Below are 21,768 nucleotides of genomic sequence, written 5' to 3'. Positions count from 1 at the left end.
ATTAAAGAGGGCTCTTGAGTCAGTCCTTAAAAGCGCTTAAAATCGTTTTTAAAATGGTGCTAAGAATCATTAAAAAGACGTATTTATAATCAATGGTCGTCGTTCTACCGTTCAGCGGGTTGGTCGAGTAGCGTTTGTGAAGAGCTCTGGTTAATAAACTAGGAGAGTGATTATGTGTGGCATTGTAGCCGCCGTTGCCCAGCGCAACGTCCAAGAAATTCTATTAGAAGGACTAAAACGCCTGGAATATCGCGGCTACGATTCAGCCGGTATGACGGTGTTCAACGACGGCGTATTAACCCGCCATCGTGCGCTTGGAAAAGTGGCGGCGCTTACCGCTCAATTGGATAAGGCCGCGCTACCGGGTTTTTCGGGTATCGCGCATACCCGCTGGGCAACCCACGGTAAACCCTCTGAGGCCAATGCGCACCCGCACCACAGTAGCGATCAGGTTGCCGTTGTGCATAACGGTATCATTGAGAACTACGAGGCTATAAAAGAGAGCCTCCAGCGCAGTGGCTATGCGTTTAGCTCAGAAACCGACACCGAAGTAATTGCTCACTTACTCTCCGAAAAGCTGGCTGATGGGCTCAGCCTGTTTGATGCTACCCAGCAGATCGTTAACGGCTTAGACGGCGCCTACGCACTGAGCGTAATGTGTGCTCAAGAACCTGGCGTGGTGGTTGGCGCGCGCCAAGGTAGTCCGCTGGTGGTCGGTGTGGGGATTAATGAGGCCTTTTTAGCCTCTGACCCGCTGGCGCTGCTGCCGGTCACAGATCGTTTTATTTACCTTGAAGAGGGCGATTTGGTCGAGCTGCGCGAGCAGGGTGTCATTCGCATAGTGGATCGCCACGGTAACGACGTCGAGCGCCCTATCCATACCTTTGAGCACGGCGATGGCGCGGCCAGTAAGGGCGATTACCGCCACTATATGCTCAAAGAGATTTTCGAGCAGCCAACGGTGATTGAGGCGGCACTAGAGGGGCGGCTGAGCGCTCAAAGCGTGTTAATAGAGAGCTTTGGCCCCGATGCGCTGGCGCTTTTCCAGCGCACTCGCCACGTGCATATCATTGCCTGCGGCACCAGCTACCATGCGGGGCTGGTGGCGCGCTATTGGCTGGAGCGTTATGCGGGGGTGCCGGTGCAGGTCGAGGTGGCCTCTGAATATCGCTACCGCCACCCGGTCGTGCCCGAAGGCACGCTGTTTGTCACCCTCTCCCAGTCCGGCGAAACCGCTGACACCCTGGCTGCTTTACGCTTTGCTAAAACCCTCAATTATGTGGGCTCGCTGGCGATTTGTAACGTGCCCGGTAGTTCGCTGGTGCGGGAGTCGGATATGTCTCTGATGACCCGCGCGGGCCCTGAAATTGGCGTGGCCTCTACCAAAGCCTTTACTACCCAGTTAGTGGCGTTAATGCTGCTGACGCTTTCGGTCAGTAAAGCCAAAAATCAGGTTGAGTATCCGGATATTATCGCTGCGCTGCGCACGTTGCCGGAGGTGTGTCAGCGGGTGTTGGCGTTGGATAGCCAGATCGAAATACTTTCCCAAGCGTTTGCAGAGAAACATCATGCGCTCTTCTTGGGGCGCGGGGCTCACTATCCGATTGCTCTTGAGGGGGCGTTAAAGCTCAAAGAGATTTCCTATATTCATGCCGAGGCGTATCCCGCAGGGGAGTTAAAGCATGGCCCGCTGGCGCTAGTGGATAGCGAAATGCCAGTGATATCGGTCGCCCCCAACGATGATCTGCTTGAAAAGCTAAAATCCAACCTTCAGGAAGTCCGTGCCCGCGGCGGCAAACTGTTTGTGTTCGCCGATGAAAGCGTGGGTATCGACGTCCAGGAAGATATTCGTGTGCTGACCCTGCCACACGTGCACGAAGCGCTGGCGCCGCTGCTATATACCCTGCCGCTACAGCTATTGAGTTACCACGTGGCCGTGCTCAAGGGTACCGATGTTGACCAGCCGCGTAATCTGGCCAAGAGCGTGACGGTGGAGTGACGACGACGCCAAACCTTGTGAGTAGTTGAACTAATAAAAATGCTTTACGAGATGCGGCAATAAGTCGCATCTTATGCGCAACCGTTGCGTTGCAGCATGTGATTAGGGTGCTTATGATCGTGGCGGTCTTTTTCCCTTCTGATTGGATAACATCGCCATGAAACCACCAAACGTCCACGTAACCCGGCATTATGCTAGCCGGGTCGCTTGGTTGTTGCTCGCCTGCACGCTTTTTGTCTTTCCTTCCCTCTCTTATGCCGCCGCTGGGCCCCTTGATCTTACTCTTTCGCTTGCCGGTATCTCTTCTGTCGTGATCTTCGTGCTCGCCTATGCGTTGGTGATGAGTGAAGAGCTACTGCATATGCGTAAGTCTAAGCCGGTGCTGGTTGCGGCAGGGCTTATCTGGGCGCTAGTGGCCTGGGTCTATGTACAAGCGGGGATGCCGGAAGAGGCGGAAACCGCCTTCCGTGAAACACTGCTTGAATACGCTGAGCTACTGCTGTTTTTGCTGGTGGCAATGACCTATATCAACGCCATGGAAGAGCGTCGGGTATTTGATGCGCTACGTTCTTGGCTAGTGCGTAAAGGCTTCAGCTATCGCTCCTTGTTCTGGATTACCGGTGTCATGGCATTCGGTATTTCGGCGATTGCCAACAATATGACCACCGCCATGCTGATGTGCGCCGTGGTACTCAAAGTGGCCGAGGGTGATAATAAGTTTATCGGCCTTTGCTGTGTCAATGTGGTGGTAGCTTCTAACGCGGGTGGTGCTTTTAGCCCATTTGGCGATATCACCACGCTGATGGTGTGGCAGGCGGGCCAAGTACCATTTGAAGGCTTCTTCGCGCTGCTGCTTCCGGCGGTGGTTAATTTCATGGTGCCTGCGGTTATCATGAATTTCTTTATCGTCAATCGTCAGCCTGCTTCGCTTAAAGAGAATGTCTGGCTCAAGCGCGGCGCACGGCGAATTATCGTACTGTTTTTGATTACCGTGGCCATCTCGGTACTGTGCCATTCTATCCTCTACTTACCGCCTGCCATGGGCATGATGTTTGGTTTAGGCCTGCTGCAGTTCTTTGGTTACTACCTACGCCGCAGCCTGCCGCGTTCGCTTGAACGCAAGCGTGAGCGCTACTCCCGCCGGGGCGATTGGAAGAAGCTGGAGCAGCTGGGTAGCGTGGTTCCCTTCGATATTTTCAGCCGTATCGCCCGTTCCGAGTGGGATACGCTGCTGTTCTTCTACGGGGTTGTAATGTGTGTGGGTGGCCTTGGCTTTATGGGCTACCTCAGCCTGCTTTCCGAAACGCTCTACGGCAGTTGGAACCCGGTGTGGGCGAACGTGGTGCTGGGGCTTATCTCGGCAGTCGTGGACAACATCCCGGTGATGTTCGCAGTACTTTCCATGGCCCCGGATATGACGGAGGGTAACTGGCTGTTGATTACCTTAACCGCAGGCGTGGGGGGTAGTTTGCTCTCTATGGGCTCAGCTGCAGGTGTTGCCCTTATGGGCCAGGCACGAGGTATCTATACCTTTGCCGTACACCTTCGCTGGGTACCAGCCATTTTGTTAGGCTATGCCGCTAGCATCGCGACACATCTTTGGATTAACGGCGCGTTGTTTTAAACGCTGTATAGCAAACTGAAAACGCCCCTCACTGAGTAACCAGTGAGGGGCGTTTCTAGATGTAAATTAAATGGGTTAACGATCAGTCGTTATAGATCGTGGCCAGTTATGACTTGGCAAATATCAGCGAAGCTTTTCGCCATAGGCACCGGGTTGATTTCTTTACCTACCGCGCTCTGTATATCACTGGCTGAGATAATGCCGCGAATTCTAAGTTCGTGGTTATCGTTTTGCTCTGTGATTAACAGGTGTTGATCGGTCACGGCTTCCATCGACAGCACCAGATCCTCAATGGTCAGCGATGCCAGCTGGGCGATGGTCATGGCGCTAAGCTTGTGCCACGGGGTCATGATCATTTCAGCGGTCACTTCTTCGCGGCTGAGGTTACGCTGCTGCATGGCGATGTTGATACGCCGCGTACCAATCACTTCTTTTGAGTTAATAATGCCGATGCAGTGCGCTTGGTGATCCATCACGAACAGCAGTCTTACACCGCTATAACGCATCTTGAGATGCGCCTCGTCGATAGGCGTGTCGGCATCAACGGATTGAGGCATGACTTGGGAAAAGTCGGTCAGTACCGTCATCGCTGGGCTAGTAGGCAGTAGCCGCCGCGCAGTTGGCTTGGCTAGCAGTGGTGCTGAGCCTAGTTGAATTAAGGGTTTAGGTGAAAAAGTCACTTGGTTCATCAGGGTACCTCCATGTGGAGAAAAGAGGGAGCCGTGGGTGTCTGGCTCGCCTTGCACCTCCACAGTTGCACGCAATTCTTATCGCAACCTTAAGAGACTCATAAAACTCAGTTTAGCAAGAAAAGAGGGTGCTACTCCTCTTTTAGGCGCTGTAAAACAATACGCACACGCAATCCCCCACTGGGGGCATCATCAAGCTGAAGGGTGCCGCTATGGCGTGTGACCAGCCGCTCAACGATGGAAAGTCCTAATCCTGAACCAGCACTGGGGCCCGAGCGTTGAAAGCGCTCAACCACTTTTTTGCGTTCATTGATTGGTATCCCCGGGCCTTGGTCATCCACCGTTAATTGAAAGCTTTGTGGCGTCGTCGCTAGGGTGATGCTGATGACACTATGGTTAGGCGAGTGTTGGATAGCATTACCGACCAGATTCTGTACCAGGGTTTCAATGGCACCGGGCTCTTCTAATATCGACCAATCTGCCTGCTCATCTGCATTTAACAGTAGCTGCTGTTCGCGCTCAGCGGCCAGCGGCGAAAGCTTGGCCAGGGTCTCACGCACTTCACTAAGCAACTGGCTAGTGCGGTATTCAGGCTGCGACTCCTCTTCAGGCTCCAGGCGAGCCAGCGTTAAGAGTTGGGTAACCAAGCGCGTGGCCCGTGCAACGCCGCCGCGAAGGTGACTGAGCGCCTCCTGACGATCTTCAAGATTGTCGGCAGTCAGGGCATTCTGGGCGTGTAGATCAAGCACTGCTAACGGGGTACGTAATTCATGGGCGGCATCGGCAATAAAGCGCTTTTCGCGCACGCGCATTATGCGGATTCGCTCTAACAGCCGGTTGAGCGCACCGGCGATAGTATCTAGTTCCTGGGGCAGTGGGCTGAGGGTGAGGGGCTGTAAATTATGCGGATCACGATTGCGAATTTGCTCGGCCATGCGCAACAGTGGTACCAAGCCCCAGCCAATCGACCACCACAGCAGGGCGGTGAGTAGCGGCAGGCCAATCAGGTCGGGCAGTAACGTGCGCAATGCTACCGCCCTGATCAGCTCCCCGCGAACGTCTTCGCGCTCGCTAACCACAATCCTGTATGGAGTTGGGGATGTCGAGTACATAAATGCGCCATTGGATCTCATCAATAGACTGACTAGTGAAACCCAAAGGGAGATCGGCCAACGGCGACTCAGGGGCATTAGCTGAGCGCAACAGGAGGCGGTTCCGTTCCCATAGCTGAAAGCCCAGCTGGCTATCCGCCCGGTAACCTGCAAAGCGTCGATCAGATCTCGCCGTTTTGCCTAGAGCGCTTTCTAGGCTGTTGAGCAGTACACCCGGGCTTCATCTGGCAGCGGTGCTTGCAACAAACCTTCTAATAAGCGCGCATTTTGCTCAAGACTGGCATCGTACAGTGCTTCAATTTCATGGGCAGCGTAGCGATAGCTGATAAAGCCAATCACCAGCATGCTAATGCCAAACACCAGCAGCGCTAGCCCCAGAGTGCGTTGGCGGATAGAGGTCATGAGTGCTGATCCTGGTCCGTTTTATCCATTACGTAACCAATGCCGCGTAGTGTGCGAATCAGGTGAGGAAAGAACTTTCGCCGAAGGTGGTGCACATGTACTTCAATGGCATTGCTTTCTACATCTTCATCCCAGCCATAGACCAAGCGCGTTAGGGTATCGCGGGTGAACACTCGCCCAGGGTGACTCATAAACTCTTGCAGCAGGGTTAATTCCCGTCGTGATAACACCACGGGTTTCCCCTGGTAGCTAACCTGCATGGTTAACGGATCAAGGCGAATACCTCGGCACTCCAGGGCGCTGTTTACCTGGTCACTGCTACGTCTCAACAAGGCTCTCAGGCGGGCTTTTAATTCAGCGACCTCAAACGGCTTGGTTAAATAATCATCGGCACCTGCATCCAACCCGGCGATACGTTCATCGACGGCATCGCGAGCGGTTAATACCAAAATGGGCACGCGATTGCCCAGCCGCCGCACGGTTTCCAGTACCTGCATACCATCCATACGCGGTAGCCCCAGATCGAGAATGACCGCATCAAAAGGTTCACCTTCCTTTAACGCGGCCAAGGCGCTAACGCCATCACTCAGGTGATCCACCGTGAAATTCTCGGGCTTTAATGCCAAGCGAATGCCCGAGGCTAAGCTCGGATCGTCTTCTACCAACAATATACGCATGGCGGGATGGTTACTCCTTTAAATCATTCGCTGCCATTAACCTTTGAAATAAGCACGGATAAGGGTGGCGTGCAAAGGCTTAGGACGTCAGGATGAGGTTATAAATTGTAGGCTAATAACGTAGCACGCTTTATTACTTCTTCGGAGCTCGGCATTTGATTGATCAGCCATGACGTCTAGTGACCCCTCAAATAGCCCAGAGGTAGTACTTTGCCCGCCAGCACGGCGTCGCGAGGCACTGCTGCAGCTGGCTGCTGCTCATGACCCTGAACAGCAAGCGGCACTGAGCGCTGCCGTAAAGGCAATGTACAATCAACCAGATGTCCAGTGGGATGGGCTATGGATAACTATTGAGGCAGGCCAGTTAGTGAGCGCCATCTGGGTACAACCTCTGCCCATGAATATGGCGCAGCTATGGTTACCCAAGCCGTTGCCCAGCGAACAGGGTGTGCATACTAGCGCGCTATTGCGTGCGGCCAATGCATGGGTAGAAGCCCACAACATTCGCTTGTGCCACTTGGAGCTGTCATCCCAGGCGCCCGTATCAGAAGCGCTGCTACGTGAGCATGGCATGCAGCGTTTGGCTTGCTTGGATCATTTAACCGGCAGTAGCCGCTACCGCTTAGCGATGAATGAAGCGCTGCCGCTTTCACTGCAGCCGCTTTGCGAGTTTTCTTGGGCGGAACAGCTGAATCTGCTGGCCGCAGTGGGTCAGGGTTCGCTGGATAGCCGACCCCTGCGCGACGTACTCTCAGTGGAAGAGTTATTGAATGGGTTTTATCAGCAGGATCCCCAAGCGCCACGGCACTGGTACGCAGTGGGCTATCACGAGGCTGTGGTGGGTGTGCTACTGCTTGCGCCGCGCCCTGCGCTAGGCCGTTGGGAGCTAATGTTAATGGGACTAACACCGAATTGGCGTGGCAAAGGCTTGGGGCGCTCGTTGTTAAATAAAGGCCTCGCGCTTGCCCAGCAGGCTGGCGTGCAGGAGGTCACGCTGGCGGTAGATGACATAAATTTACCGGCTAAACGGCTTTACCAGCAGGCGGGTTTCATACGCTATGCGCAGCAACGTTTATTCGCCTGGAAAGGCAGTGGTGAGAGGAGGAGTTTGCCAAATTAAGCTGCCAATAGTAGTCAACGGTTGAATAGGCGCGCTTAGTAGCATTTTCTTGCGCTTTGCGTTGCCGTTATACTAGTCCTATATGCACGTCTTGGCGTCTCAGCTGCGCACCGTCGATATTGGCGCTGCCACGCACAGGGGTTGAGGATAAAAGTTTGATGACAATACTCAAGAGGTGGTGAGAGTGAAAGCTAAGCTGATCATGAGCGGGCTGGCGGCCCTCGGCTTCATGGCGGGCACATCCAGTGTTTATGCCCAAGATGACGCCGCACGTGATGCGATTGCCGAGCGTTTGGCGCCGGTGGGTCAACTCTGTTTACAAGGCCAAGACTGTGGCACCGCAGCGGCACCTCCTAGCGATAGTAGCAGTGGCGGTGATATCGACGGTGAGGGCATCTACGGTAATGTATGTAGCGCCTGTCATGAATCGGGCGCTGCGGGCGCACCTATTCGTGGTGATGAAGAGGCCTGGGCTGAACGTGCTGAACAAGGCTTCGCCACGCTGCTAGATCACGCTATTAACGGTATTGGCGCCATGCCGGCGAAAGGCGGTAACCCCAACCTTTCCGATGAAGAAGTGGAAGCGGCGGTCGCCTATATGGTTGAGCCGGTTATGGAAGTGCCCGAGTTGAGTGGCGGTGATGAAGCTGCTGCAGAGGCCGAAGCTTCTAGCGACGAAGGTGCCGCCGATGAGGCCGCTACCGAAGAGACCGCCGCTGCTGAAGGTGAAGCGGCAACTGAAGAAATGGCTTCTAACGACGATGCAGCGAGTGAAGAAGACGCGGCAGCAGTTGAAGAAGCCAGCGGTGGCAGCGACTTAGACGGTGAAGCTCTCTACGCAAGTTCTGGCTGTGTGGCATGTCACGATAACGGCGTTGCTGGCGCACCGACAATTGGCGATTCAGAAGCTTGGGCGACGCGTTTAGAGAAGGGGGCTGATGAGCTCTACGCCAGCGCCATTAACGGTATCGGCGCTATGCCAGCCAAAGGCGGTAATCCCAATCTTTCCGATGAAGAAGTGATGGCCGTTGTCGATTATTTAATGGCTGAAGCCCAGTAAAGTAAGCAGCAATGATTTAGCTTGGTAAATTTATCCACAGGGTGTTTTAGTCGCCGCCCTGTGGATATTCTTTTTTTAAAAGCCTAATTTTATAACTCCCACTTTATCACCCCAGCAGCGAACGCAGCCCGGCAATGGCGTCTTTACCGCGGGCCTGCTTCTTATCCGGATCCTCTTTATCGGCACGACCTTCCCACTCCAAATCCTCCCCGGGAAGCTCGTCTAAAAAGCGGCTGGGCGTACAGTCCATCAGTTCACCGTAGGCTTTGCGCTGGCGGGCAAGCGTCAGCGTTAGCGTGCGCCGCGCCCGGGTAATGCCCACATAGGCCAGCCGCCGCTCCTCCTCCACAGTGCCTACTTCGATGGCGTTGCGGTGAGGCAGTAGATCCTCTTCCAAGCCCATTAAATAGACGTGGGGGAACTCCAGGCCTTTTGAGGCGTGCATGGTGAGTAGCTGTACTCTATCCGAGTCATCCTCTTCCGCCTGCTGCTCCAGAATATCGCGCAGTACCAAGCGTGAAATAGCTGCTTCTACGCCGTCGGTTTCGGTCTCGGTGGAATCGGTATCGTCCTCTGGGTCGCGGTTGAGGGATTTTTCTAGCTGGTCGATTAGAATCCACACGTTGGCCATGCGACGTTCGGCGACGGTGGGCGCGCTGGCGTTTTGATACAGCCAAGCTTCGTAATCCATATCCCGCAGCATGTCGCGAATGGCGGCAATGGCATCGCCTTGATCCATGCGCTTGCGCACGCCGTCGATAAAGTGGGTAAAGCGCGACAAACGCTCCACGGCTCGGGTCGGTAATACTTGCTCCAACCCAAGCTCATGGCAGGCGGCAAACAGCGAAATTGAGCGTTCTGTAGCATAGTTGGCGAGCTTCTCTACCGTTCCAGGGCCCACTTCGCGGCGTGGCACGTTCACAATGCGCAAAAAAGCGTTGTCGTCGGCGGGATTAATCAGCAGGCGCAGGTAAGCCATGGTGTCTTTAATCTCGTTGCGCGAGAAAAACGACGTACCACCGGAGAGCTTGTAAGGAATTTGGTAGTGCTGCAGCTTAAGCTCTAACAAGCGGGCCTGGAAATTGCCCCGATAAAGCACCGCAAAGTCCCGCCACTCGGCCTTTTCCTTGATACGCCGGGTGAGCATTTCGCTGGCGACCCGCTCAGACTCCGCCTCTTCATGACGATTCACGATTACTCGAATAGGCGCGCCGTCGCCCATATCAGACCATAGTGTCTTCTCGTAAACGTGGGGGTTATTGGCGATCAGTGTGTTGGCTGCGCGCAGTATCGTGGCGGTAGAGCGGTAGTTTTGCTCCAGCTTGATGACTTTCAGGCGTGGGAAATCCTCACCCAGGGTAATCAGGTTTTCAGGGCGTGCACCGCGCCAGGCGTAGATCGACTGGTCATCATCGCCCACTACGGTGAATGTGGAGCGCTCCGCCATTAGCAGTTTCACCAACAGGTACTGGGAGACGTTGGTGTCCTGGTACTCATCCACCAGCATGTAATGGATTTTGCGCCGCCAGCGCTCGAGCGCTTCCAGATCGTTCTTGAGCAATACCACCGGCAGCAGAATCAGGTCGTCGAAATCCACCGCGTTGTAGGCTTTTAAATGGCGTACGTAGGCTTCATACACCCGAGCGGCAAAGTGCTCATCGTCATCAGCCGCAAACGAGAGCGCATCGCTGGGCAGCACCAAGTCGTTCTTCCAGGTGGAAATTTTGCTCTGCACGGCGTTGATCTGCTCGGCGTCCACCTGAGCGTCTTTATTCATCAAATCGCGCAGCAGTGCTTTGGCGTCTTCCGGGTCAAATAGCGAAAAGCCCGGTTTATAGCCCAAGGTTTTAAGCTCGCCACGGATAATATTCAGCCCCAGGGTGTGAAATGTAGAGACCGTCAGCCCGTGGCCCTCTTTGCCGTGGAGCATCTGGCCCACGCGCTCTTTCATCTCTCGGGCGGCTTTATTGGTAAAGGTCACCGCGGCGATTCTGCGCGCGCTCATCCCACACTCTTGCACCAAATAGGCAATTTTAGTGGTGATAACGCTGGTTTTACCGGAACCTGCACCCGCCAACACCAGGCAAGGGCCATCAATGTAGCGCACGGCTTCCTGTTGGCGCGGGTTTAGCCCTTTGATGCGGCTAAGAATGCTCTTGGGCGTTGCGGGCGTCATGGCGTCGGTCGTCCTCTACGAGAGTTGCAGGCGGTTTCAATTACGATTTCAAGTACGGTTTCAAGTACAATCGTCCGCTTGGCGAATGCATAATAAACAGGCAGGTGGAGATGTTTGAAGTAGCGCTTTTTGAACCGCGTATGGCGCCCAATACGGGCAATATCATGCGCTTGGTGGCCAATAATGGCTGCCGGTTACACCTGATTGAGCCGCTTGGCTTCGACCTGGAAGAGAAGAAGCTGCGTCGCGCCGGGCTGGATTACCGCGACCTCGACAACGTCACTCGCCACGCCGATTTTAGCGCCTTTCAGCAAACCATGCAGGGGCGGCGCATCTGGGCGATCACTACCAAGGGAACCCGCACCTACAGCGATGCGGACTTTGCCCCAGGCGATGTACTGCTGTTTGGCTCTGAAACCGCTGGGCTCTCACCCCAGGTGCATGAAGCGCTAACTTCGGAGCATAAATTGCGCCTGCCCATGCAGCCGAACAACCGTAGCCTAAACCTGTCCAACGCCGTGGCTATTGTGAGCTACGAGGCGTGGCGCCAGCAAGGTTTTGCTGGCGCGTTGCAGGTCTAATCAGCCAGCAATCCCATAGCGGTCACGATAAGCCCTGATCGCTTCAGCGTAAGCGAGCATTTCGCCACCGGCATGCTCTTCCAGATAAGTGAGCACTTGCTCCAGGGTAACGATACTGACCACCGGCATGGCATACTGAGCCTGCACTTCCTGAATCGCGCTCTGCTCGCCCTGGCCGCGCTCTTGACGGTCGAGTGCGATAATTACCCCGGCGGCCTGAGCACCGCTCTGCTCAATCAGCGTCATCACTTCGCGAATCGCGGTGCCCGCGGTAATCACGTCATCAATGATCAAAATATCGCCAGCAAGCGGTGCGCCCACAATATTGCCGCCTTCTCCGTGGGTTTTAGCCTCTTTGCGGTTGAAGGCGTAGGGCATATCCCGGTCGTGATGATCGGCCAGTGCCGCCGCGGTGACTGCCGCCAGTGGGATACCTTTGTACGCCGGGCCAAACAACACATCGGCGTTTAAGCCGCTATCGACAATCGTCTGGGCGTAAAAACGCCCCAGTTTGGCCAGCGCACGACCGGTTTGAAACAGCCCTGCGTTGAAAAAGTAGGGGCTAACGCGGCCAGATTTAAGCGTAAACTCGCCAAACTTAAGCACGCCTTGCTCAATGGCAAAGGCAATGAAATCGCGCTGGTAGGGTTGTAGAGTGGTGGCCACGGCATTCCTCACTAGGCGGTAGGTTTAAATCAGTACGAAAGCAACAATAAAAGTGGGGTAAATGGCAAGTTTTACTAGCTGCCTTTACCCAAACGTCTAAACGTCGGGTATCATACAGCAGCGACGCAAAAGGGACGATTTATGAAAATTGCCAGCATCAATGTCAATGGTATTCGTGATGCCGTCGATCGTGGCTTCCTGGACTGGCTGGCTCAGCAGGATGTCGACGTGGTCTGCGTGCAGAACATCAAGGCAAAAAGTTTTGAACTGGGTGACCACATTCTGTATCCGGAAGGCTATGAAGGCTATTTCCTGGATGCCGAAGAGGACGGTTTCTCCGGTGTGGCACTCTATTGCCGCAAAATTCCCAAGGCGATTATGTATGGCCTTGGGTTTCCACAGTGTGATCATGAAGGACGTTTTCTGCAGGCGGATTATGAACGCTTCAGTATCGTTTCTTTCTTGATGCCTGATGGAAGTGACCAAAAAGCCAAACAGGCGTTTATGGAGCAGTACCAAGAGTACCTGACGAAGATGTCGCGCAAACGCCGCGAATACATCCTCTGCGGTACCTGGCATATTGCCCATAAAACCGTCGATTTGGCTAACTGGTCGGATAATCAACTGACCTCAGGCTTCCGCCCGGAAGAGCGCGCCTGGATGGATCAGGTGCTTGGTCCCACCGGGTTTATCGATACCTTCCGCGAAATTAACCGCGATGCAGGTGAGTACACCTGGTGGCCGAAGCTTGACCAAGACGTGCCTCGTGAGCGCCAGGAAGGCTGGCGGATCGACTATCAGTTAGTCGGCCCCAACTTCCGCCGCCACGTGGTCGACGCGTGGATCGATTACGATGCGACCTTCTCAGAGTTCGCACCGCTAATCGTTGAGTACGACCTAGCGCTTTAAGCGCTTTGCCCGCGTTGCCGTCTGTTAGTAAGCAACAAGCCGACCCTTCGGTCGGCTTGTTGCGTTGTGCCTAGGAAAGAATATAAATAACCATTAGGTTACTGATCTTTAAAATAATTGTTATAAATATTGTCGAATGTTCCATCTTCTTTAATTTCTTGCATCGCCTTATCAAATGCTTCTATTAGTGCTTCATCTCGTGGGCGGAAAGCAGCACCAATACCGGGGCCATAAATCGACTCAGGGCCGGTAATTAAGTCCCCCGTTTGTAGAAAACGCTCGTCCTTGAGCATCGTTTCTTGAGCAAGAGAATAGGCGGTGAAAACCAGATCAAGGCGCTCAGCATGCATGTCGGCAACTACAGAGCCTGAATCACCATATCGATGAATATCCGCATCAGGATAGTAGTTAGTAACATATTCATCTTGAATAGTGGCCTGCTGCACGCCGATTGCTACCCCTGCCAAGTCACCTTCTAGGTCGTACTCATTATTTATGCTTTTAACCCAAACGGATGGTACTTGGTAGTAGGGAGCCGAGAAGCTAACTTGCCGTGAACGCTCTTCCGTGATGTTCATTGCTGACGCTATAAGGTCGTATTTGCGCGCCATTAACCCAGGAATAATTCCATCCCAACCTTGTTCTACCCATTCGCACTCGCGCTGCATGCGTTCACAAGCAGCATTGACTAATTCAACTTCAAACCCTGTGATGGTGCCATCAGGCTCTTTATACTGATAAGGCGCATAGGGAACATCGACCCCAATACGTAGTGGCTTACTATCAGCATGGGCGAGGCCGCCGATCAATACTGTCGTGAAAAGTAAGCAGCAGGTAGCTTGACGCATTTCGCATTCCTCTTGATTTTATCGATGGTTGTGTGAGGCGTCGTACTCTCGGTATAAAGTTTTTGTTAGTTAATCTTGCTAAAGCGTGCACTAGAAAATTCGCTAAATTCATAGCTCAATCGGTCATGCAGCAAGGCTTGAGCCAGCTCTTCGGCGTGGAAAGCAGCTAAACTAATTCCGCTATGACAATTGATGTTATAGGCACCTGGGTAGGCTTTGGACGATTCATAAAGTGGAAACCCATCGGGTGTCATAACTCTTAACGCACCCCAAGCACGCACTATTTTGGCGTTCTTCAGGTGCGGGTAAATACGTACCCCTCGAGCAGCTAATTCTGCCATGATGTTGGTAGTCGCATCCCTGTTTAGGCCTGCGTGCTCATGGGCGTCACCGATCAAGTAGCTACCGTTATCGGTTTGCCTTATCTGTGGTGTAGGAAGTTGCGATATCAGAGGCATTTTTTCCGTTACGAGGATCTGCCCTCGCAATGGGAAGACATCTCCGTTCAGACCCAACATGGGGGAGAGGTGCTTCGCTCCTAGGCCTGCAGCTACGATAATACGCTCGGCTGAAAAGTTACCGCCTAGGGTATTGGCAGTGAAACCCGCTCTATTTGGTTCGAGGTGCTGAACCGAGCAGCCTGGATGATAGCTAAGACCCATCTTAAGGCTAGCTGTTAATAGTGCGCGCAAAAGCAATAGCGGATTGCAATGACCATCATGGGGAGACCAAGTGCCCCCGTGAATGCTTTCACCCAAGCCAGGGAGGTGGGTTAACAGAGCCTGTCTATCTAAGTACTCCCATTGAAAATAGCGTGCGAGATAGGGTGATGAAGCCTGAAGTTTACGATAGTTGGCCACACGTGCTTCGGCTTCCTGAACATCAAAGCAAATATCAATGCCGCCCTGGCGAGAGTACTCAAGTGGTACACCACTGCGCTCGCTAAGCTCACTAGCAAAGAAAGGCCATGCATCGCTTGACTGTAGACTCAGCTCTGCATAACGAGGCATGCCCACACCTTTTCCCTGCACCCACGTTAGTCCGGCATTGCCTCGTGATGCGCGTAAAACATCATCTCCTTCGTCCAGCATGATAACTTTTTGACCTCTGCGCAGTAGGCCATAGGCAACAGCCATGCCTACTACGCCACCACCAATAATCAAGAAGTCAAATTGCATGCCGCTTGCTCAATCAAGTTTAAAGTAAGCTCGACTATAGGCAGGTATAGGCTATACGATCCAATACCAATGATTGGCCACCTTATGTGTAAAAGTTATGACTACTCCCTCTCTTCATCTGCGCGACCGTCAAGTCCTTGCATTTAAGCATGTCATGGAAATTGGCACTGTATCCGGTGCAGCACGACGTATGCTGATCGCCCAACCAGGTGTTACGCGTTTGTTAAAGCAACTGGAGCATGATGTGGGTTTTACGTTATTCGAACGTGTACGGGGGCGCTTGGTGCCGACACCTGAAGCACGCCTATTTCATCGCGAGGTGCAGCGAATGTGGAGTGGAATGGAACATCTCCGCGAGACCGCACGCCGTATTAGCGGAAGAGAAGTGGGTGGATTGCGTATTAGTGCTATGCCCTTGTTGGGGATTACTTTTTTACCTGATGTGTTGGCGGCTTTTGCCCCTCAGCACCCTGATGCACGACTTGAACTGGCTACTTTTCGTTCGGAGCAAGTCATTGAGGATGTAATTACACAACGTTGTGATATGGGCTTTGCTATTGTTGCTGAAGCCGATGATCGAGTGGGTAGCGAAGTATTTAGCCTTGGTAGCCTATGCGCTTTACCTCGTCACCACCCTTTGGCAGGCCATGAAATAATAGAAGTAGATGATTTAGATAACCAGACGCTAATCAGTTTTGAACCTCAGGATCCTTTGCGACTTGATCTGGAAAAACTCATGGAAACTCGTTGTATCAAACCCAAAAGTTACTTGGAGGTTTCTCTCGCTCTTCAAGCTGTTCGATTGGTTCGACAAGGTGTTGGAATTGCGATTATTGATCCAATCAGCGCAAAAGTTTTCGAAGGAGAAGAACTAATTTTGCGCCCCTTCAAGCCCGCCTTGAGTGAAGATTTTGCGCTGTTAACAACACGAGATCAGCCTCTATCTCAGCTTGCAAAGGATTTTATTATTCTGTTTAGAGAGCATTTTAAACAAGTATCCGTATTTTCAACTTGGACAGATAGCGCATGATTAATCTTAGGCAGATAGAAGCCTTTCGTGCGGTGATGATACATAAAACCGTTACTAGGGCAGCACAGACTCTGCATGTTTCACAACCTGCAGTAAGCCGTTTGATAAACGACTTAGAGTATTACGTAGGGTTTTCATTATTTCAGCGAAGCAAGGGTCGCTTAATTCCAACACCTGAAGCCTTAGCGCTATATGAGGATGTTGATAGAGCATTTGTAGGACTTGATAAGATTACCGATACAGCTAAAGAAATTAGAGAATTTCGAACGGGTAGGCTTTTCTTAAGCTGCATGCCAGCTCTCGCGCTTAGTGCATTACCTCCTATTATCCACTCCTTCACATCACGTCATCCGGGAATAACGGTATCATTACAAGCACATAGCTCGCAACGAGTATTAGAGTGGGTGGCAACTCAGCAGTGTGATGCAGGTTTAATAGGCATGCATCTGGAGGATCCCTCTGTCACCGTACTCCCTATTGCTAGCGGTGAGTTGTGCTTAGTAATGTTGCCTGAGCATAGATTGGCGCAGCAAGCAGCTATTATTGCAGAAGATTTGGAAGGCGAGCCGTTTGTTTCACTGGGGCAGACACAGGATGTCAGACCCCTTATTGACCATGTTTTCCATCAAGCAGGTGTTGCGCGGCGTATGCGCATCGAAACTCAATTATCGAGCGTTGCTTGTGAACTCGTTTTGTCGGGTGCAGGCGTTTCATTAATAGATCCTATTACAGCAGGTAGCTATGCCTCGCGTGGCCTAGTTATACGTCCTTTTTCACCCAAAATACCTTTTCATTACAGTGCCGTGCTTCCTGCATTTCGACCTCCATCACGTCTAGTTTTGGAATTTCTGGATGAAGTAAAAGTTTATCTGGCTAATCAGCTTGATAATCCCTTTTTTGGCTAACCCATAACATTAGCGAATAAGGTGCCTAACAAAAGGCATTAGTCCTGATGCCTGAAGCAGTGCTAGCTTCATTGAAGGTCGCACTGCCCACGCCTTCTGACCGTTTTCTAGCAATACCAGAAGCGGTGGCGGCCATTGATAACAACAAGCAAAACACCAACATCAATGACAGGACACTGCAAATATGAAAAGACTGAATAAGCAAACGACCGCAATGGCAGGACTGGTATTTCTTGGCATGAATACAGCTCTTGCTGAACCGCTATACGTAGGTTCCTATGGTGGTTCTACCGAACAAGCTATGCGTGATGAAATCATTCCAGCCTTCCTTGAGGAGCATGAGGCGGAAATCATCTATGTAGCAGGAAATTCCACCGATACCTTGGCTAAGCTGCAAGCCCAGCGTGGAAACCAAGAGCTTGATGTAGTGCTGATGGATGATGGCCCGATGTACCAAGCTATTAATCTAGGCTTCTGCTCACCGATGCAAAATACCGCTATGTTAGACGATGTCTACGACATTGCGCGCTTCCCTGATGACAAGGCTGTTGGTGTTGGCTTAGTCGCTTCTGGTTTTGCATACAATGCCGAAATGTTTGAGCGTAATGGATGGGAGCCACCTTCATCTTGGAATGATTTGGCCGATGAAAAATTTGCCGACAAGTTGGTTGTTCCTTCCATTAGCAATACGTATGGCGTGCATGCCTTGGTGATGGCGGCACGACTCAACGGTGGGGGTGAAAGCGATATCGATCCTGGCTTCATCTTTATGCAAGAAGAAGCCGCGCCCAATATTCTCTCTTTTGAGCCTTCTGCAGGCAAAATGTCAGAACTTTTCCAAAATGAGGAAATTGCTTTATCAGTTTGGGGTAGCGGGCGTTTACGCGCGCTTGCTAATACCGGTTTCCCTGGCGCCTTTGCATATCCTGAAGAAGGCGCCGTTGCTTTGATGGTTGCTGCCTGTGTAATAGAAGGTAGCGAAGAACGCGAGTTAGCCGAAGCATTTGTTGAACATTTGCTGACCCCTGAGTCTCAAGAATTGTTGGCTGATACGCAAGGCTGGGGGCCTGCGCAGCGAAATGCAGAATTACCCGATGATTTAGCGGAAATCCTTCCTTATGGGGAAAAGGTCGACCAGCTAGTAGCTGTGGATTGGGATGTTATTAACCCTAATCGTCTTGAGTGGACTAATCGATGGAACCGTCAGGTTGAGCGCTAATCCTGCGCTTAATCTCTTTCTTTGTTGATAACACTTAAGACAACACACCCTTGCTTTCAACATGATAGGTAAGGGTGTGTGGGAGTCCTATACCATGAGTTTTCTGCATTTAGAGTCATTGACTAAGCGTTATGGCAATAACGTAGCTGTGCAAGATATGACGCTTGATATTGCCCAAGGCGAGTTTGTCTCCCTGCTTGGCCCATCGGGGTGTGGGAAGACCACTACATTGCAAATGATTGCTGGTTTTGTTGAGCCTTCTCGCGGGCGCATCTGGATGAACGGCGATGATATTACGTCCTGTAAACCCAATCAGCGGGGAATAGGAATTGTGTTTCAAAGCTACGCCCTTTTTCCCCATATGACCGTCGCAGAAAATGTTCGATTTGGTCTGGAAATGCGCAAAGTTCCGATCAGTGAGAGTCACCAACAAGTACGGGAAGCGTTGGAACTGGTTCGTCTTGATCATCTGGAAGATCGGTATCCTCGCGAACTATCTGGCGGGCAACGCCAACGTGTCGCTCTGGCTCGTGCTCTCGTAATTCGTCCGCCGTTGTTACTACTTGATGAGCCTCTTTCAAACCTTGATGCACAATTAAGAGAAAACATGCAGATTGAGCTGCGGAATATTCAGCAGCAGGTTGGCACTACAACCCTGATGGTTACACATGATCAATCGGAAGCACTTTCACTTAGTGATCGTGTTGTGGTTATGAATGAGGGCAAGGTCGTACAAGTTGATGAGCCATTTTCAGCTTATGAAAATCCTAAAAATAACTTTGTTTCATCTTTTTTGGAAAGACCAATTTATTTGCTTGCCACATAGATCAGCAAATCGGTAGCCAAGCTCAGGTAAAACTAGGTGATTACCAACTTGAAATCTCTGTGCCTAACGATATGCAAGGTGACCAGGTTCAATTATCAATCCGTCCAGAAAAATTAGAGCTAACACATCAAGGTGCTGGCCAACTAAACGGACGTGTTCGTACAAGGTTATTTCTAGGAATCACTGGTTATACCAAGTGGATAGTAGTATCGGCGAGCTATTAATTACTCAACCTAATTTAGGAGTGCAGGGGGCCGCAGTTGGCGAAGATGTAGGAATTCGCTGGCAGGAAGGAGCTGTACGTATTCTGGGGGAGCAAGCACATGACTGAGCTCACCTCTAGCCTATCTCCTTCTGTGTCGCGTACTCGTACAATTAATCCGGTGCCGTGGTTACTGAGTGCGCCAGGTGCTATTTTTTTTCTTGCCCTATTGGGCATGCCACTAATAATGACGCTGATACTTAGTTTTAATAGCTTTGATTATTCGATTGGTATTGTTTCTTCATTTGGCCTTGAAAACTATTATGAAGTTCTTCGAGATAGTTACTTCCACGAAATATTTCTGCGTACCTATGGTATTAGTGTAGCAGTAGTAATTCTCTGTATTATTATAGGCGTACCAGAAGCTTATATTCTTTCAAGAATGCGTAATCCGTGGCGTTCGTTATTTCTAGTCGTTACTTTGGCACCATTATTAATCTCAGTAGTAGTGAGAACACTTGGTTGGGTATTGCTGATTGGTGGTAATGGCTTACTGGGTAAATTTTTGGAAGCAATTGGTATTGCTGAGTCTAGTGCAGGTAACTTGATGTACACTCACACCGGCGTAATTCTTGCGCTGGTACATGTTTTAGTTCCATTGATGGTGATCTCGGTTTGGGCCGCTCTTCAGAAGCTTGATCCTGCGGTAGAACATGCTGGTTTGTCGTTAGGCGCTAGCCACGGGACAGTTTTTCGACGCGTAGTAATTCCCCAAATATTGCCCGGTATCCTTTCCGGCAGCTTGATTGTATTTGCCTTGTCAGCCAGTGCTTTTGCCACTCCAGCCATTATTGGTGGGCGCCGTCTAAAGGTAGCGGCTACTGCTGCTTACGATGAGTATCTCAACACTATGAATTGGCCTATGGGGGCTGCAATAGCCATTGTGCTGCTGGTGGCCAATGTTGTCGTGGTGATGAGTTATAACCGCATGATGGAGCGGCGTTTTCGTCGCACCCTGGGCTAGGAGACTCCCGAATGTTACATAACAGTAAACTTGCCCTTGCGTTTCACTCGTTATTTGTCGTTTTTCTACTTGCTCCCTTAGTAGTGGTAATACTGGTAGCTTTTACACCGAATGGCTATATCTCTTACCCGACAAATGGATTTTCTCTTCGCTGGTTCGTGGCAATATTTGAGTACCCTGCTTTTATCCGTGCTTTCTGGAATAGCCTTTATCTTGGCGTTGCTGCTGCCAGTATTTCGGCCCTGTTAGCGGTGCCGGCAGCGCTAGCTATTGTCCGCTATAGTTTCCGTGGTCGCGATGCATTAGTGGGTTTGTTTTTATCACCGCTAATGATTCCTCATGTTGTACTTGGGGTAGCATTCCTCAGTTTCTTCTCTCAAATAGGCATTTACGGTAGCTTTTGGGCACTCATTGCAGCTCATGTGATTATCGTTATGCCCTATACCATGCGCTTGGTGATGGCATCTGTATTTGGCATGGATCGTAGTGCGGAAAAGGCTGCTTTATCACTAGGCGCTTCCCAGTGGACGATGTTTCGGCGCATCACCATACCGATGATTCTCCCAGGAGTCGCCGGTGGCTGGATCTTAGCGTTTACTACCAGCTTTGATGAGTTGTCGATGACCATTTTCGTGGCCTCACCCAGCACAACAACGCTGCCTGTTCAGATGTACAACCATATTGCTCATACCGTCGATCCATTAATTGCCTCTGTTTCTACGGTGTTAATCGTTTTGACGGTGCTATTTATGGTGCTGCTCGACCGGCTCTATGGAATTGACAAAGTTCTTATCGGTAAAGGTTAAGGAGCCGACTATGCAGCAGTGTGATTTCGCCGTCATTGGTGGGGATTAGTAGGTAGTGCAATTGCTTATGGCCTAGCCAGCCAAGGTCACCAAGTTAGCGTACTAGATGAAGGTGATGTGGCCTATCGTGCATCGCGAGGTAATTTTGGATTGGTTTGGGTTCAAGGAAAGGGGCAGGAAATACCACGTTATTCCCAATGGAGTATGCGTTCTGCATCCAAGTGGTCGGCACTTTCTCAAGAGCTCTTTGAGTTGACAGGGGTCGCAACTCAGCACCACAACCCAGGGGGAGTCCATCTTTGCTATAGCGAAGCGGAATTGGCGAGTCGCGAAGTAGATCTTGATGCACTTTCTCAAGCAACGGATCGCCAGTTTTCGTTCAAAATGCTGAACCATAACCAGTTACATGACTTGATTCCTGAAATTGGCGAAAGCGTAACGGGCGCTTCATGGTCAAGCTGGGATGGGCACGCTAATCCTCTTTATCTGCTTCGAGCGCTACATGCTGGCATTCGTTGCCATGGAGGCCGCTTCCTTGCTGTTGGCAAGGTAAAGGAGATTCGGCGTAATGGGGAGTTATGTGATCGAGAGCAATCATCAAACCATTGCGGCGGGCCGTGTCATTTTGGCTGCAGGGCTTGGCAACCGAGAACTAGCTCCGCAGGTAGGGCTAGATGCACCATTAATACCTAATCGGGTGAAATCCTGGTTACTG

The 21,768-nt window shown here is 51.5% G+C and carries 23 protein-coding genes; 15 read left to right on the top strand and 8 right to left on the bottom strand.

What is annotated here, in order from left to right:
• Positions 1 to 172 precede the first annotated feature (172 nt).
• Positions 173 to 1,999, top strand: coding sequence for a glutamine--fructose-6-phosphate transaminase (isomerizing) (glmS, locus tag FDY98_RS16220; RefSeq protein ID WP_027958513.1), 1,827 nt, complete (start codon positions 173 to 175; stop codon positions 1,997 to 1,999).
• A 157-nt stretch (positions 2,000 to 2,156) separates the two neighbouring features.
• Complete coding sequence (nhaD, locus tag FDY98_RS16215; RefSeq protein WP_022521061.1) at positions 2,157 to 3,623, top strand: sodium:proton antiporter NhaD; 1,467 nt, start codon at positions 2,157 to 2,159, stop codon at positions 3,621 to 3,623.
• Between the two features lie 89 nt (positions 3,624 to 3,712).
• Here the strand turns inward: nhaD and FDY98_RS16210 are convergent, their stop codons facing one another.
• From FDY98_RS16210 to FDY98_RS16200, 4 genes are all read right to left on the bottom strand, one after another.
• Positions 3,713 to 4,312, bottom strand: coding sequence for a CBS domain-containing protein (locus FDY98_RS16210; RefSeq protein ID WP_027958514.1), 600 nt, complete (start codon positions 4,310 to 4,312; stop codon positions 3,713 to 3,715).
• A 131-nt stretch (positions 4,313 to 4,443) separates the two neighbouring features.
• The gene (locus FDY98_RS16205; protein WP_340146604.1) at positions 4,444 to 5,424 is read right to left on the bottom strand and encodes an ATP-binding protein; all 981 of its coding nucleotides are present in this window, start codon (positions 5,422 to 5,424) and stop codon (positions 4,444 to 4,446) included.
• A 192-nt stretch (positions 5,425 to 5,616) separates the two neighbouring features.
• Positions 5,617 to 5,826 (bottom strand): hypothetical protein, encoded by a 210-nt coding sequence (locus FDY98_RS28395; RefSeq protein ID WP_340146603.1) that lies wholly within the window; start codon positions 5,824 to 5,826, stop codon positions 5,617 to 5,619.
• The gene (locus FDY98_RS16200) at positions 5,823 to 6,503 is read right to left on the bottom strand and encodes a response regulator transcription factor (protein WP_027958515.1); all 681 of its coding nucleotides are present in this window, start codon (positions 6,501 to 6,503) and stop codon (positions 5,823 to 5,825) included. The genes FDY98_RS28395 and FDY98_RS16200 overlap by 4 nt, the downstream gene beginning before the upstream one ends.
• 169 nt (positions 6,504 to 6,672) lie before the next feature.
• On the opposite strand from FDY98_RS16200, the gene FDY98_RS16195 reads away from it, so the two are divergent.
• A complete protein-coding gene (locus FDY98_RS16195) occupies positions 6,673 to 7,623 on the top strand; it encodes a GNAT family N-acetyltransferase (protein WP_027958516.1) in 951 nt (316 codons plus the stop codon).
• Between the two features lie 184 nt (positions 7,624 to 7,807).
• Entirely contained in the window at positions 7,808 to 8,683 is an 876-nt protein-coding gene (locus FDY98_RS16190; protein ID WP_027958517.1) for a c-type cytochrome, read from the top strand.
• A 106-nt stretch (positions 8,684 to 8,789) separates the two neighbouring features.
• On the opposite strand, the gene rep is transcribed toward FDY98_RS16190, so the two are convergent.
• A complete protein-coding gene (gene rep / locus FDY98_RS16185; protein ID WP_027958518.1) occupies positions 8,790 to 10,859 on the bottom strand; it encodes a DNA helicase Rep in 2,070 nt (689 codons plus the stop codon).
• A 110-nt stretch (positions 10,860 to 10,969) separates the two neighbouring features.
• On the opposite strand from rep, the gene FDY98_RS16180 reads away from it, so the two are divergent.
• The gene (locus FDY98_RS16180; RefSeq protein ID WP_022521067.1) at positions 10,970 to 11,440 is read left to right on the top strand and encodes a tRNA (cytidine(34)-2'-O)-methyltransferase; all 471 of its coding nucleotides are present in this window, start codon (positions 10,970 to 10,972) and stop codon (positions 11,438 to 11,440) included.
• On the opposite strand, the gene pyrE is transcribed toward FDY98_RS16180, so the two are convergent.
• A complete protein-coding gene (gene pyrE, locus FDY98_RS16175; RefSeq protein ID WP_027958519.1) occupies positions 11,441 to 12,106 on the bottom strand; it encodes an orotate phosphoribosyltransferase in 666 nt (221 codons plus the stop codon). It lies immediately after the preceding gene.
• 141 nt (positions 12,107 to 12,247) lie between these two features.
• On the opposite strand from pyrE, the gene FDY98_RS16170 reads away from it, so the two are divergent.
• Positions 12,248 to 13,015 carry an exodeoxyribonuclease III gene (locus FDY98_RS16170; RefSeq protein WP_009286323.1) on the top strand — a complete coding sequence of 256 codons (768 nt, stop codon included), beginning with the start codon at positions 12,248 to 12,250 and terminating at the stop codon, positions 13,013 to 13,015.
• 98 nt (positions 13,016 to 13,113) lie between these two features.
• Here the strand turns inward: FDY98_RS16170 and FDY98_RS16165 are convergent, their stop codons facing one another.
• A complete protein-coding gene (locus FDY98_RS16165) occupies positions 13,114 to 13,863 on the bottom strand; it encodes a transporter substrate-binding domain-containing protein (RefSeq protein ID WP_027958520.1) in 750 nt (249 codons plus the stop codon).
• Positions 13,864 to 13,928: 65 nt separating this feature from the next.
• Positions 13,929 to 15,041, bottom strand: coding sequence for an NAD(P)/FAD-dependent oxidoreductase (locus FDY98_RS16160; protein WP_027958521.1), 1,113 nt, complete (start codon positions 15,039 to 15,041; stop codon positions 13,929 to 13,931).
• A gap of 97 nt (positions 15,042 to 15,138) precedes the next feature.
• Between FDY98_RS16160 and FDY98_RS16155 the strand changes: the two genes are divergently transcribed.
• The 9 genes from FDY98_RS16155 to FDY98_RS28390 all read left to right on the top strand — a co-directional run bounded on the left by FDY98_RS16155 (position 15,139) and on the right by FDY98_RS28390 (position 21,746).
• Positions 15,139 to 16,071 carry a LysR family transcriptional regulator gene (locus FDY98_RS16155; RefSeq protein ID WP_081742575.1) on the top strand — a complete coding sequence of 311 codons (933 nt, stop codon included), beginning with the start codon at positions 15,139 to 15,141 and terminating at the stop codon, positions 16,069 to 16,071.
• The gene (locus FDY98_RS16150; protein ID WP_027958523.1) at positions 16,068 to 16,976 is read left to right on the top strand and encodes a LysR substrate-binding domain-containing protein; all 909 of its coding nucleotides are present in this window, start codon (positions 16,068 to 16,070) and stop codon (positions 16,974 to 16,976) included. The genes FDY98_RS16155 and FDY98_RS16150 overlap by 4 nt, the downstream gene beginning before the upstream one ends.
• A 47-nt stretch (positions 16,977 to 17,023) precedes the next feature.
• The gene (locus FDY98_RS16145) at positions 17,024 to 17,164 is read left to right on the top strand and encodes a hypothetical protein (RefSeq protein WP_155705954.1); all 141 of its coding nucleotides are present in this window, start codon (positions 17,024 to 17,026) and stop codon (positions 17,162 to 17,164) included.
• Positions 17,161 to 18,195 (top strand): ABC transporter substrate-binding protein, encoded by a 1,035-nt coding sequence (locus FDY98_RS16140; protein WP_027958524.1) that lies wholly within the window; start codon positions 17,161 to 17,163, stop codon positions 18,193 to 18,195. Before FDY98_RS16145 ends, FDY98_RS16140 begins: the two co-directional genes overlap by 4 nt.
• Positions 18,196 to 18,289: 94 nt before the next feature.
• Positions 18,290 to 19,021, top strand: coding sequence for an ATP-binding cassette domain-containing protein (locus FDY98_RS16135; RefSeq protein WP_196518071.1), 732 nt, complete (start codon positions 18,290 to 18,292; stop codon positions 19,019 to 19,021).
• A 71-nt stretch (positions 19,022 to 19,092) separates the two neighbouring features.
• The gene (locus tag FDY98_RS29635; RefSeq protein ID WP_442907965.1) at positions 19,093 to 19,245 is read left to right on the top strand and encodes a TOBE domain-containing protein; all 153 of its coding nucleotides are present in this window, start codon (positions 19,093 to 19,095) and stop codon (positions 19,243 to 19,245) included.
• Between the two features lie 99 nt (positions 19,246 to 19,344).
• A complete protein-coding gene (locus FDY98_RS16130; RefSeq protein ID WP_027958526.1) occupies positions 19,345 to 20,247 on the top strand; it encodes an ABC transporter permease in 903 nt (300 codons plus the stop codon).
• 11 nt (positions 20,248 to 20,258) lie between these two features.
• Positions 20,259 to 21,053, top strand: coding sequence for an ABC transporter permease (locus FDY98_RS16125; protein ID WP_027958527.1), 795 nt, complete (start codon positions 20,259 to 20,261; stop codon positions 21,051 to 21,053).
• A 60-nt stretch (positions 21,054 to 21,113) separates the two neighbouring features.
• Complete coding sequence (locus FDY98_RS28390) at positions 21,114 to 21,746, top strand: NAD(P)/FAD-dependent oxidoreductase (RefSeq protein ID WP_340146900.1); 633 nt, start codon at positions 21,114 to 21,116, stop codon at positions 21,744 to 21,746.
• Positions 21,747 to 21,768: the final 22 nt, after the last annotated feature.

It is taken from the genome of Halomonas sp. PA16-9 (genome assembly GCF_009728585.1).
In the GTDB taxonomy this organism is placed as follows: domain Bacteria; phylum Pseudomonadota; class Gammaproteobacteria; order Pseudomonadales; family Halomonadaceae; genus Vreelandella; species Vreelandella titanicae.
Note: the sequence above shows the minus strand (reverse complement) of the source record. Positions and strands in the feature narration are given on the sequence as shown.